This is a genomic window from Methylibium petroleiphilum PM1 (assembly GCF_000015725.1).
In the GTDB taxonomy this organism is placed as follows: Bacteria; Pseudomonadota; Gammaproteobacteria; order Burkholderiales; family Burkholderiaceae_C; genus Methylibium; species Methylibium petroleiphilum.
In genome coordinates this window covers 193,489-205,532 of the sequence record NC_008825.1, presented here as the reverse complement: position 1 = coordinate 205,532, position 12,044 = coordinate 193,489, and the positions used below count along the sequence as shown (strand labels likewise).

The window sequence follows — 12,044 nt, the reverse complement described above, 5'->3', positions numbered from 1 at the left end:
CGGGCGACGCAACGGCGCCGCCTCGACACTCCACTTAACGATCTGGGACTCAGTACAGCGAGCCGGACCCTTCGAGGCCGACCCGCAGGTAGTGTGCGCCGGGAATCGGGTTGTAGTAGTAGGGTGGTACCTCCTCGAAGCCGAGCGAGGCGTACAGTTCTCGCGCGGCCTCCATGTCGTCGAGCGTGTCGAGCAGCATCGCCGAATAGCCGCGGCTGCGCGCGCGGTCGATCAGCGCCTGGGCGAGCAGCCGCCCCAGCCCGAAACGGCGGAAGGCGCGGCGCACGTAGAGGCGCTTCATCTCGCAGGCGTTCGCCTCGTCGGACTCGAGAAGTGGCCGCAAGGCGCCGCAGCCGGCCAGTTCGCCGTCGCAGTAGGCCAGCAGCAGCACCCCGGCGGGCTCGGCGTAGTCGCCCGGCAGCGCGGCCAGCTCGGCGTCGAAGTTCTGGAAGCACAGGTCGATGCCGAGCGCCTCGGCGTACTCGCGGAAGATCTGCCGGGTGGCCTCCAGCAGTTCCGGCGTGGCCGGTGTAAGCAGTTCAATGCCGGGACTGGTCATCGCCCGGCGAATTTACACCGCGCCGCCCACGTCGTGCGGCTCACAGCCGCAAGCTGCCGACGATGCAGGTCACCGAGTCGCCGCCGACCCAGAGGTCCGCACCGACCTGATCCACGTGCACCCGCCCCGCGCGCCCGAGCCGGCCCCCTTGGCTCGCGACGTAGCGCGCCGGCGCCAGCCCGGCGCCGATCAGCCACTGCGCCAGACCGGCGTTCAGGCTGCCGGTCACCGGGTCCTCGGGCACGCCGAGCGAGGGCACGAAGGCGCGCACCTCGAAGGCGGTGTCGTGACCCGGCGTCTGCGCCCCGATCACGCCGAGGTTGAGCGGCTGCATCGCGACGTAATCGGGCTCGAGCGCCAGCACGGCCGCGGCGCTGGGCAGCAGCGCGGCCACCCAGCCCGGTCCGTTGTCGACCCATTGCGTCGCCAGCAGTTCGCTCGCGTCGACGCGCAGGGCGCGGGCGATCTGCGCCCGCGTGGCCTCGTCGACGGCGCCGCTGCGGCGCAGCGGCGGCGCGGCGAACGCCAGCCGGCGGCCGTCACGTCGTATCCGCACGAGTCCGACACCGCATTCCTGCACCACCTCGTCCGTGCGTGGCCGGCCGCCCGCCTCGAGCCAGGCGTGGCAACTGCCGAGCGTGGGATGGCCGGCGAACGGCAGTTCCTCGGCCGGGGTGAAGATGCGCAGGCGGTAGTCGGCGGACGGATCGGTGGGTGGCAGCAGGAAGGTGGTCTCGCTGAGCTGGGTCCAGCGCGCGAAGGCCTGCATCTGCGCGTCGTCCAGGCCCTCGGCGTCGAACACCACCGCGACGGCGTTGCCGCGCAACGGCTCGGCGGTGAACACGTCGACCTGCGAGAAGCGGCGAGCGGGGTTCGCGCTCATGCGGCTCTCCTCAGCGAGAGCGCCGACCCGGCCTGCTCGGCCAGTGCCTCGTGCACCACGCGCCCGAGCGTGGCGATCGCAGTGTGCAGCTGCGCTGGCGTCAGCGTGACGAAGCTCAGCCGCAGCGTGCGCGGGTCGGCTTCGCCGGCATGGAAGGGCGCACCCGGCACGTAGGCCACGCCGGCGGCGATAGCGCGCGGCAGCAGCGCCGTCGCGTCCAGCCCCGGCGGCAGCCGCAGCCAGAAGAACATGCCGCCGCGCGGTGGCTGCCATTCGGCGCCGGCGGGCAGGTGCGCGCGCAGCGCCGCCGCCATCGCGTCGCGTTGCGCGGCATGGCGCGCGCGCACGGTCGGCACATGGCGATCGAGCAGGCCGTCTCGCACGACCTCGTGGACGATGCGCTGGTTGAAGCCCGGCGTGTGCAGGTCGGCCGCCTGCTTGACCTGCAGCAGCTTCGGATACAGCGCCGGCGGCGCCACCACATACCCCAGCCGCAGGCCGGGCGCGAGGATCTTCGAGAACGAGCCGAGGTAGATCGTGCCCTGCGGCCAGCGCGCGGCCAGCGGCGCCGGTGGCGGGGCGTCGAACCACAGCTCGCCATAGGGGTTGTCCTCGACCAGCGGCAGCGCAGCCGCCTGCGCCGCCGCCACCAGGGCCTCGCGACGGGCCTCCGAGATCACCCGCCCGGTCGGGTTCTGGAAGTTCGGCAGCAGGTACGCGAAGCGCGCGCCCGCGGCGCCGGCCAGGGCCTCGGGCTTCGGACCCTCGTCGTCGGAGGCGAGCGCGGCGAACGCCGGCTCGCAGGGCGCGAAGGCCTGCAGCGCGCCCAGGTAGGTGGGCGTCTCCACCGCGACCGCGCTGCCGGCATCGATCAGCAGCTTGCCGACCAGGTCCAGCCCCTGTTGCGAGCCGGTGGTGACCAGCACCTGCCCGGGTTCGACCACGACGCCGTCGTTGGCGAGCCGGGCCGCGACCCACTCGCGCAGCGGCCCGTAGCCTTCGCTCGCGGCGTACTGCAGCGCCTCCCGTGGGGTGTCGCGCAGCACCCGGGCGCTGGCCTCGCGCAGCGCCTCGACCGGGAAGCCGTCCGGCGACGGCAGGCCGCCGGCCAGTGACAGCACGCCGGGCCGTTCGGCCAGTTTCAGGATCTCGCGGATCGCGGAAGGATTCATGCGCTCGGTGCGCCGCGCCAGGGTCCAGGTCATCGGGGGTCTCCTCGAGGGGTGTCGTCGAGCATCCAGTCCAGCGCCTGCTGCACATGCAGCCACGTGCTGTCGAAGCCGGGCAGCGGCAGCGCGGCGGGATCGAGCAGCAGGCCCAGCTCGGTGCAACCGAGCACGACGCCCTGCGCGCCGTCGGCGGCCATGCGGTCGACGATCGTCAGGGTCGCTTGCCGGGAGGCGTCGCGCACGATGCCGCGGCACAGCTCGTCGAAGATCAGCTGCTGCAGCGTGGCCCGGTCGGCCTCGCCCGGCACCCGCATCTCGACACCGTGGCGCTGCCGCAGGTGGTCGCGCAGGAAGTCCTGCTCCATCGTGAAGCGCGTGCCCAGCAGCCCGATGCGCGTCAGACCCGCCGCCCGCAGCGCCGCACCGATCGCGTCGCCGATGTGCAGCAGGGGCAGACCGCAGGCCTGCTGTACCGTCGGCGCCACGCGGTGCATCGTGTTGCTGGCGATCAGCAGCCCCTCGGCCCCGGCATCGCGCAATCCGCAGGCGGCCACCGCCAGTTGCTCGGCCGCAGCGCCCCAGCGGCCCTCGCGCTGCAGCGCCGCGACCGGCTCGAAGTCGAGGTTGTGCAGCCGCAGCGATGCACTGTGCAGGCCCCCGAGGCGCTGCGCGACGCCGCGGTTGAGATCGCGGTAGTAGATCAGCGTGGATTCCCAGCTCATGCCGCCGAGCACGCCGAGCGTCCTCATGCCGCCCCCCGCACCGGCATGCGCTTGCCGATGAACACCGTGGCGATCACCGCGAGCGCGAAGGCCAGGGTCAGCGAGTCGAGCCGCTCGCCCAGCAACGGCACCGCCGCCAGCATCGACACGAAGGGCTGCAGCAGCTGCACCTGGCTCACGCGCACCGTGCCGCCGAGCGCGAGGCCGCGGTACCACGCGAAGAAGCCCAGCCACATCGAGAACAGCGCCACATAGCCGAAGCCCAGCCAGGCGCCGCCGCGCACCGCACCGAAATCCACGCTGGCGGCAGCCCAGAGCGTCAGCGGCAGCGTGAGCGGCAGCGCGCCGACCAGCACCCAGCAGATCACCTGCTCGGGACGCATCGCGGTCGACAGCCGCGCGCCGTAGACATAGCCGACGGAGCCGCTCGCCACCGCGATCAGCAGCAGGCCGTCGGCCAGGCTCAGGCGCCCGCCGCCCTGCAGCGCGGCGTAGCCGAGCACCAGGCCGCAGCCGGCCAGCGCGCAGATCCAGAACCCGCGCGAGGGCCGCTGCCGCAGCACCAGCACCGCGACCACCGCGGTGCCGAGCGGCAGCACGCCGGTGATGACGGCGGCGTGGATCGCCGCCACCTCGCGGAGCGCCAACGCCAGGAACAGCGGGAAGCCGATCACGACACCGCTGGCGGTGATCGCGAACTCGCGCAGCTGGTGTCGCTGCGGCCGCGGCGCGCGCGCGACCCACAACCACAGCGCCGACAGCAGCCCGGCCACCGCAGCCCGCCCGGCGGTGACGAACAGCGGCGTGAGCTGCGGGTCGCCGACATCGCCGACCGCGAGCCGCGTCATCGGCGTCGTGATCGCGAAGATCACCACCCCCAGCAGCCCGAGCCACAGGCCGCGCACTTCGTCGCGGTGGCGGGCGGCAGAACCGGCGGCATTCACGGGCAGGGCTTGTATCGGCATGCGAAAGCACTGTACGCTTCGAACCAATACACTAACAGTACAGAATCTCGCATCAACTACCGATCTGTACTGGCGCTCCCGACGACACACGCCGCCATGCTGACCCGTGACGCCACCACCACGCTGACCGAGCAACTCGCCGAGCGCTACGCCGAGCGCATCCGCAGCCGCCTGCTGGCGCCCGGCGCGCGGCTGCCGTCGGTGCGCGACTGCGCGCAGCGGCACGGCGTGAGCCCGCACACCGTGGTGGCCGCCTACGACCAGCTGCTTGCCCAGGGACTGATCGAGGCCCGTCGCCAGCGCGGCTTCTTTGTGCGCAATGCCGTCGCGCCGGCACGCAGCGCGCGTGCCGCGGCCCCGGCGGAAAGCCGTCCGGTCGCGCCGGTCGACGCAACGGCCTTGATCCGCAGCATGTTCCACCACCCCGGCACCCGGCCCTCGCCCGGCCTGGGCACGCTGCCGCCCGAGTGGCTGGATCTCTCTCTGCTCGGCGGCGCGCTGCGCCGCGTGAGCCAGGGCGACGGGCTGGCGGGCCACGCGCTGCACTACGGCGATCCGGCCGGCGACGGCCGGCTGCGCGCGGCGCTGTCGCTGCGCCTGGCCGACCTCGGCATCGCCGCCGAGCCCGCGCAGATCGTCACGACGCTGGGCGCGACACAGGCGCTCGACATCGTCTCGCGCACCTTGCTCGCGCCGGGCGACGCAGTACTGGTCGACGAGCCGGGCTGGGCCGTCGAGTTCGCCCGCCTGGCCCAGCTCGGCATGCGCGTCTTGCCGGTTCCGCGCGGCGCCGACGGCCCCGATCTGGCGGTGATGCGGCGCCTGATCGAGGCGCACCGGCCACGGCTCTACGTCACCGTCTCGGTCCTGCACAACCCGACCGGCTCCTCACTGTCGCTGGCCGGCGCCCACCAGCTGCTGACGCTGGCGCAGGCGCACGACTTCCACATCGTCGAGGACGACACCTACGCCTGGCTGGCCCCTGCGCACGCGCCACGCGTCGGCGCGCTCGACGGCCTGCAGCGCAGCATCTACATCTCGGGGTTCTCGAAGATCCTCGCGCCGAGCTGGCGGGTCGGCTACATCGCCGCGCCGCCGGCCCTGGTGCAGCGGCTGGTCGATGTGAAGCTGCTGACGTCGCTGACGACGCCGGTGCTGACCGAGCAGGCCGTCGCGGTCTGCCTGGAGCAGGGCGCGCTGCGCCGCCATGCCGAGCGTGTGGTGGTCCGGCTCGACGCCGCGCGCGCGCGCAGCATCGACCTGGCGCAGCGCCACGGCTGCACGACGGCCACGCCGCCGCAGGGCCTGTTCGCCTGGCTCGACACCGGCGTCGACACCGACCGGCTGGCCCTGGCCCTGCTCGACGACGGCTGGCTGATCGCGCCCGGCTCGCTGTTCCATGCCACGCGGCGGCCGAGCGGGCTGATGCGCATCAACGTCGCGACCTCTCAGGACCCCGCGTTCTGGCGGGCGCTGGACCGCCGCCGCACCGAACTGCAGCGCCGCGGCGCGCGCGCTTGAGCGCGCGCACGGCACTTGCAAGCCTTGCGACGACCGGGTTGGCGTACAGACACTTACAATTGCCGCCACGCATGGACGAGCCCACCATCCCTTTCGGCGAACCGGAACTCTGGCGGGTCAGCACCTTCCAGCGAGCCATGGGCGGCGGTGGCGGCAGCACCTCCAGCGAAGGCGGCTCGCGCTACGCCGCGCTGAGCCCCTCGCTGATGGCGGACCTGCAGCGCTTCGAGAGCCATGACAACGGCGCCGAGGTGCTGGAGGTGCTGGCCGCCTGCCTGCGCCACGCGCAGGACATGGCGCTGCACCTCGATCGCGACGGACACGTGCTGCCGCTGACGGTGTTCCCCCGCGAGCACCTGTTCCACACGCCCCTGCCGCTCGAGGCTCTGTACGCGACGCGCTTCGACACCGTGCAGCTGCTGCAGGTCGAGCAGGCGCTGCTGCACGCGCCGAACCGTGGACGTGACGACATGGCCGCGCCGGCCGAGATGTGCCATCCGCTGGGCCCGCTGCTGTGGCACATGGCACTGCACGGTCCGCGCCACGAACTGCTGCCTGAGCTGGCCGGGCCTGCCGTCTACCGGGTTGCGCCGGACCTCGCCACGCCGACCGTCCTGAGCGGCGCGCTGGCCGCCGCGGTCGGCCGGCTGCGGCAGGAGCCGATCTCGTTGCGCGCGCTGGCCGCCTGGCCGGGCTTCGACCGCGAACGCGCCTCGCGGCTGCTCAACGGCCTGTACCTGCAGGCCGGGCTGATCGTCAGCCGCACCCACCCGAGTGCCAGCGGCGACTCCTGGTTCAGCAATCTCGGCAAGTGGTAGCCGCCGGCAGGCGGCGCCCCTGAGCGCTCAGCGGCTGCCCAGCACTTCCCAGCGTTCCAGCGCCGCCATCAGCTCTTCCTCGATGCGGGCATAGCGCGCCTGCACCTCGGCCACGCGCTGCGGCGCCTCGGCGTAGAGGGCCGTGCCGCCGAGCTGTTCGCCCAGCGTGCGCTGCTCCGCTTCGAGCGCTTCGATGCGCGCCGGCAGCGCGTCGAGTTCGCGCTGCTCCTTGAAGCTGAGCTTGGCCCGCTTCACCGGCGCGGCGGCGACCGGCGCGGGGGCCGCCACGACGGACGGCGCCGCGCCGGCGCGCCTGGCCGCAGTCGCCTGCAGCGCGCGGGCGCGCTCGGCCTGCAGCAGCCAGTCTTCGACGCTGCCCTCGTACTCGCGCCAGCGCCCGTCGCCCTCATGGACGATGGTGCTGGTGACCACGTTGTCGAGGAAGCGCCGGTCGTGACTGACCAGGAACACCGTGCCGGGGTAGGTCTGCAGCAGTTCTTCCAGCAGTTCCAGAGTGTCGATGTCGAGGTCGTTGGTCGGTTCGTCGAGCACCAGCACATTGGCCGGCTTGGCGAACAGCCGCGCCAGCAGCAGGCGGTTGCGCTCGCCGCCGCTCAGGCTGCGCACCGGCGAGTTGGCGCGCGCCGGGGCGAACAGGAAGTCGCCCAGGTAGCTCATCACGTGCTTGCGCTGGCCGGCGATCTCGACCCATTCGCTGCCGGGGCTGATGGTGTCGGCCAGCGTCGCATCGAGGTTCAGCACCTCGCGCATCTGGTCGAAATAGGCCACCTGCAGGTTGCTGCCGGTGCGCACCGTGCCGCTGTCGGGCGCGAGCGTGCCGAGGATGAGCTTTAGCAGCGTGGTCTTGCCGGCGCCGTTGGCGCCGATCAGGCCGACCTTGTCGCCGCGCAGCAGCGTGGCGCTGAAGTCGCGCACGATGGTCTTGTCGCCGTAGGCCTTGCTCACGCCCTCGAGCTCCGCGACGATCTTGCCGCTGCGCGAACCGGCGTCCACTTCGAGCGAGACGCGGCCCACCGAGTCCCGCCGCGCCGCGCGCTGAGCGCGCAGCACCTCGAGCCGCTTGATGCGGGCAACGCTGCGGGTGCGCCGTGCCTCGACGCCCTGGCGCACCCACACCTCTTCCTGCGCGAGCAGCTTTTCCTGGCGTGCGTTGTAGAGCGCCTCGTCGGCCAGCTCGCGCTGCTTGGTGGCCTCGTAGGCCGCGAAATTGCCCGGGTAGCTGCGCAGCACGCCGCGGTCGAGCTCGACGATGCGGGTCGACACGGCATCCAGGAAGGCACGGTCGTGGGTGATCAGGAGCACGCTGCCGCGGAAGGCCTTCAGCAGCTCCTCCAGCCAGCGGATCGCATCGAGGTCCAGATGGTTGGTCGGCTCGTCGAGCAGCAGCACGTCGGGCGCGGCGACCAGCGCCTGCGCCAGCGCGACGCGCTTCTTCGTGCCGCCCGACAGCGGGCCGACCTGGGCGTCGGGCGCGAGCTGCAGCCGCTCCAGCGTCTCGGTGACGCGCTGCTCCCAGGTCCAGCCGTCCATCGCCTCGATGCGGGTCTGGATCGCGTCGAGATCATCGTGCGCATCGTGCGCCTCGTAGCGCTCGCGCAGCGCCTTCACCTCGGCAAGGCCGACGCTCACCGCGTCGAACACGCTGGCCTCGGGGTCGAGCACCGGCTCCTGCGCCACCAGCGCGAGCCGCAGGCCCTGCTGCAGCTGCAGCGTGCCGTCGTCGGGCTTCTCGAGCCCGGCGATGATCTTCAGCAGCGAGGACTTGCCGGTGCCGTTGCGGCCGATCAGGCCGACGCGCTCACCGGCCTCGAGCGAGAAGCCGGTGTGGTCGAGCAGGGCGACGTGGCCATAGGCCAGGTGGGCGTTGGAAAGGGTCAGCAGGGCCATGAATGAAAGGCGGCGCCCGACCGGAATGTCGGGCGCCGCAGCGCGAATGGTAAGCGCAGGCGGTCAGGCGGCGAGCGCGGCCTCGAGCGCGTCGACGAAGCGCCGGGCCACGTCGAAGCCGGTCTGCTGCGTGATCTCCTGGAAGCCGGTCGGGCTGGTGACGTTGATCTCGGTCAGGCAGTCGCCGATCACGTCCAGCCCCACCAGCAGCAGGCCGCGCGCGGCCAGCACCGGGCCGAGCGTCTCGGCGATCTCGCGGTCGCGCGCGCTGAGCGGCAGCGCCACACCCTTGCCGCCGGCAGCCAGGTTGCCGCGCACCTCGCTGCCCTGCGGGATGCGCGCCAGGCTGAACGGCACCGGCTCGCCGCCGATCAGCAGGATGCGCTTGTCGCCCTGCGCGATCTCGGGCAGGAAGCGCTGCACCATCACGGTCTGGGCGCCGAACTTGTTGAGCGTCTCGGTGATGCTGCCGAGGTTCAATCCGTCCTCGCGAACCCGGAAGATGCCCATGCCGCCCATGCCGTCGAGCGGCTTCAGGATGATGTCGCGGTGCTCGGCATGGAAGGCACGCACGTCGTCGGCATCGCGCGTGACCAGCGTGGGGCCGATCAGCTCGGGAAACTCGAGGATCGCCAGCTTCTCCGGGTGGTCACGGAGCGCGCGCGGCGCATTGAACACGCGAGCGCCCTCGCGCTCGGCCTGCTCCAGCAGGTGGGTGGCGTAGAAGTACTCGCTGTCGAACGGCGGGTCCTTGCGCATGAGCACCGCGCCGACGTCCTTCAGCGGACGCTGCTGCGCCGCGCCGTCCGTGCGGTACCAGTCCTTCGCATCGCCGGTGAGCGTGAACGCCTGCATGCGCGCGCTCACCACGCCGCCCCGCGCCCACATCACGTGGCGGGGCTCGCAGGCCAGCAGCGTGTGGCCGCGTGCCGCGGCCTCGCGCATCATCGAGAAGGTGGTGTCCTTGTAGGTCTTGAAGTGGTCCAGCGGATCGGCGATGAAGAGCAGTTGCATCGAAAGCGTCCTTCGGAAGGCTCAGGTCTTGCGCCACTGTTGCACAACGAGAGCGATCGTGCCGGCGACCACGCCCCAGAAGGCCGCGCCGATGCCCGCGATCGTGACGCCCGACAGCGTGACCAGGAAAGTGATCAGCGCCGCCTCGCGGTGCCCCTCGTCGCGAAAGGCCGCCGCCAGCGCGTTGGCGATCGTGCCGAGCAGCGCGAAGCCGGCGATCGCGACCACCAGCTCGCGCGGAAAGGCCGTCAGCACGCCGGTGACCGCTGCGCCGAACACGCCGATCACGCAGTACAGCAGGCCGCAGACGGCCGCGGCGACATAGCGCCGCGCCGGATCCTCGTGCGCCTCGCGGCCCATGCAGATGGCCGCGGTGATGGCCGCCAGGTTCATCGCGAAGGCCCCGAACGGTGCCAGCAGCAGCGTTGCCGCGCCGGTGATCGCGATCAGCCGCGACACCGGCATCGCATAGCCGGCGGCACGGATCGCCGCGACGCCCGGCAGGTTCTGCGAGGCCATGGTGACGATGAACAGCGGCAGCGCCAGGCTCACGGTCGCCGCGAGGCTGAAGCGCGGCGCGGTGAAGACCGGCTGCGCGAGCGACCACGAGACGGCCTCGGTGTGCAGGCGGCCCTGGAAGGCGACGAAACCGGTCGCCACCGCCAGCACGACCACGATCGCGTAGCGCGGCCAGAAGCGCCGGCCGACCAGGTAGAACGCCAGCATCAGCAGCACCAGCGGCAGCGCGGTGCGCGCCGCGGCGAAGGCCTCGATGCCGAAGCGCGCCAGCACGCCGGCCAGCAGCGCCGACGCCAGCGCGACCGGGATGCGGCTCATGACCCGCTCGAACCAGCCGGTGACGCCGGCCAGCGTGATGAGGGCGGCGCAGACGAGGAAGGCCCCCACCGCATCCGCCATCGTGTAGCCCGCGCCGGCCGTCGCGAGCAGCGCCGCGCCCGGCGTCGACCAGGCCGTGATCGCCGGCTGGCGCCACCGCAGCGAGGGCAGCAGCGTCGTCAGGCCCATGCCGAGCCCCAGCGCCCACATCCACGAGCTGGTTTCCGCGGGCGTCGCGCCGAAGGACTGCGCCGCCTGGAACACGATGGCGACCGAGCTGGTGAAGCCGACCAGCGTGGCCACGAAGCCGGCAGTGGCGGCGGAGAGCGAGAAGTCGGTGACGAAGCGGCGCAGCATGGCCGGAGTATCCCGGCGCACGGCCGCGCCAGGGGCAGCCGCCCGTCTTCAGCGCCGGCGCCGCGCCGCCTGCAGACTCAGGCGGTCGCTTCGTACAAGGTCACGACGCACGCCCCGCCCAGCCCCAGGTTGTGCTGCAGCGCGACGCGCGCGCCGTCGACCTGGCGCTGCTCGGCCGTGCCGCGCAGCTGGTGGGTCAGCTCGTAGCACTGCGCCAGGCCGGTGGCGCCGAGCGGATGGCCCTTGGAGAGCAGGCCGCCCGAGGGGTTGGTGACCACGCGACCGCCGTAGGTGTTGTCGCCGGCGTCGATGAAGGCGGCGGCGCCGCCCTCGGGGCACAGGCCGAGCGCCTCGTAGGTGATCAGCTCGTTGTGCGCGAAGCAGTCGTGCAGTTCCACCACGTCCAGATCCTCGGGACCGATCCCGGCCTGCTCGTAGACGCTCTGCGCAGCGGCACGGCTCATGCCGGCCCCCACCACCTTCATCATGTCGCGGCTGTCGAAGGTGTCGGGCCGGTCGGTGGTCATGGCCTGGGCGCGGATCGCCACGTCGGTGCGCAGGCCGTTCTTCCTGGCGTAGGCCTCGGAGACGAGCACCGCCGCCGCCGCGCCGCAAGTGGGCGGGCAGGCCATCAGGCGCGTCATCACGCCGGGCCAGAGCATGGGCGCGTTCATCACGTCCTCGGTGCTGAGCTCCTTGCGCAGCAGCGCCAGCGGGTTGCGCGCGGCGTGGCGGCTGGCCTTGGCGCGGATCCGGGCGAAGGCCTCCAGCGGCGTGCCGTACTTCTGCATGTGGCCGAGGCCGGCCCCGCCGAAGTAGCGCAGCGCGAGCGGCAGCTCCGGCATGCCCACCAAGGCCTCGGCCTCGCGGTCGAAGTCCTCGAAGGGGCTGGGCCGGTCGTCGAACACCGTGCCGAGCGCGCCGGGCTTCATCTGCTCGAAGCCGAGCGCCAGCACACAGTCGGCGGCGCCGCTCTCCACCGCTTGGCGCGCCAGGAACAGCGCGGTCGAGCCGGTCGAGCAGTTGTTGTTGACGTTGATCACCGGGATGCCGGTCATGCCGAGCTCGTAGACCGCCTTCTGGCCGCTCGTGGAGTCGCCATAGACATAGCCCACGTAGGCCTGCTGCAGCGCGTCGTAGCCGATGCCGGCGTCGGCCAGGGCCTGGCGACCGGCCCGCGCGGCCATCAGGTGATAGGGCTCGCTGGCGCCGGGCTTGGCGAAGGCGATCATGCCCACGCCGGCAATGCAGACTCTGTTGGCCATGGCGGCTCTCCGATGGGTGCGGTGGC

11 protein-coding genes are annotated in these 12,044 nt (G+C 72.4%); 2 read left to right on the top strand and 9 right to left on the bottom strand.

Going from position 1 to position 12,044, the window contains the following annotated elements:
* Positions 1 to 49: 49 nt before the first annotated feature.
* From MPE_RS00930 to MPE_RS00910, 5 genes are read right to left on the bottom strand one after another with little or no spacing between them, the layout of a single operon-like run.
* Positions 50 to 559 (bottom strand): GNAT family N-acetyltransferase, encoded by a 510-nt coding sequence (locus tag MPE_RS00930; protein WP_011827789.1) that lies wholly within the window; start codon positions 557 to 559, stop codon positions 50 to 52.
* 40 nt (positions 560 to 599) lie between these two features.
* Positions 600 to 1,442, bottom strand: coding sequence for a PhzF family phenazine biosynthesis protein (locus MPE_RS00925; RefSeq protein ID WP_011827788.1), 843 nt, complete (start codon positions 1,440 to 1,442; stop codon positions 600 to 602).
* Entirely contained in the window at positions 1,439 to 2,647 is a 1,209-nt protein-coding gene (locus MPE_RS00920) for an aminotransferase-like domain-containing protein (protein ID WP_011827787.1), read from the bottom strand. Before MPE_RS00920 ends, MPE_RS00925 begins: the two co-directional genes overlap by 4 nt.
* On the bottom strand, positions 2,644 to 3,360 hold the full coding sequence (locus MPE_RS00915; RefSeq protein WP_011827786.1) for an aspartate/glutamate racemase family protein: 717 nt from the start codon (positions 3,358 to 3,360) through the stop codon (positions 2,644 to 2,646). The genes MPE_RS00920 and MPE_RS00915 overlap by 4 nt, the downstream gene beginning before the upstream one ends.
* Positions 3,357 to 4,298 (bottom strand): DMT family transporter, encoded by a 942-nt coding sequence (locus MPE_RS00910; protein WP_011827785.1) that lies wholly within the window; start codon positions 4,296 to 4,298, stop codon positions 3,357 to 3,359. The genes MPE_RS00915 and MPE_RS00910 overlap by 4 nt, the downstream gene beginning before the upstream one ends.
* A gap of 96 nt (positions 4,299 to 4,394) precedes the next feature.
* On the opposite strand from MPE_RS00910, the gene MPE_RS00905 reads away from it, so the two are divergent.
* Complete coding sequence (locus MPE_RS00905; RefSeq protein WP_011827784.1) at positions 4,395 to 5,819, top strand: aminotransferase-like domain-containing protein; 1,425 nt, start codon at positions 4,395 to 4,397, stop codon at positions 5,817 to 5,819.
* A 71-nt stretch (positions 5,820 to 5,890) separates the two neighbouring features.
* The gene (locus tag MPE_RS00900; RefSeq protein WP_011827783.1) at positions 5,891 to 6,637 is read left to right on the top strand and encodes a hypothetical protein; all 747 of its coding nucleotides are present in this window, start codon (positions 5,891 to 5,893) and stop codon (positions 6,635 to 6,637) included.
* A 27-nt stretch (positions 6,638 to 6,664) separates the two neighbouring features.
* Here MPE_RS00900 and MPE_RS00895 read toward each other — a convergent pair whose 3' ends face one another.
* The 4 genes from MPE_RS00895 to MPE_RS00880 all read right to left on the bottom strand — a co-directional run bounded on the left by MPE_RS00895 (position 6,665) and on the right by MPE_RS00880 (position 12,018).
* Entirely contained in the window at positions 6,665 to 8,545 is a 1,881-nt protein-coding gene (locus tag MPE_RS00895; RefSeq protein ID WP_011827782.1) for an ATP-binding cassette domain-containing protein, read from the bottom strand.
* A 63-nt stretch (positions 8,546 to 8,608) separates the two neighbouring features.
* Positions 8,609 to 9,559 (bottom strand): glutathione synthase, encoded by a 951-nt coding sequence (gene gshB / locus MPE_RS00890; protein WP_011827781.1) that lies wholly within the window; start codon positions 9,557 to 9,559, stop codon positions 8,609 to 8,611.
* A gap of 21 nt (positions 9,560 to 9,580) precedes the next feature.
* The gene (locus MPE_RS00885; protein ID WP_011827780.1) at positions 9,581 to 10,753 is read right to left on the bottom strand and encodes a benzoate/H(+) symporter BenE family transporter; all 1,173 of its coding nucleotides are present in this window, start codon (positions 10,751 to 10,753) and stop codon (positions 9,581 to 9,583) included.
* Between the two features lie 77 nt (positions 10,754 to 10,830).
* Entirely contained in the window at positions 10,831 to 12,018 is a 1,188-nt protein-coding gene (locus tag MPE_RS00880; RefSeq protein WP_011827779.1) for a lipid-transfer protein, read from the bottom strand.
* Positions 12,019 to 12,044 lie beyond the last annotated feature (26 nt).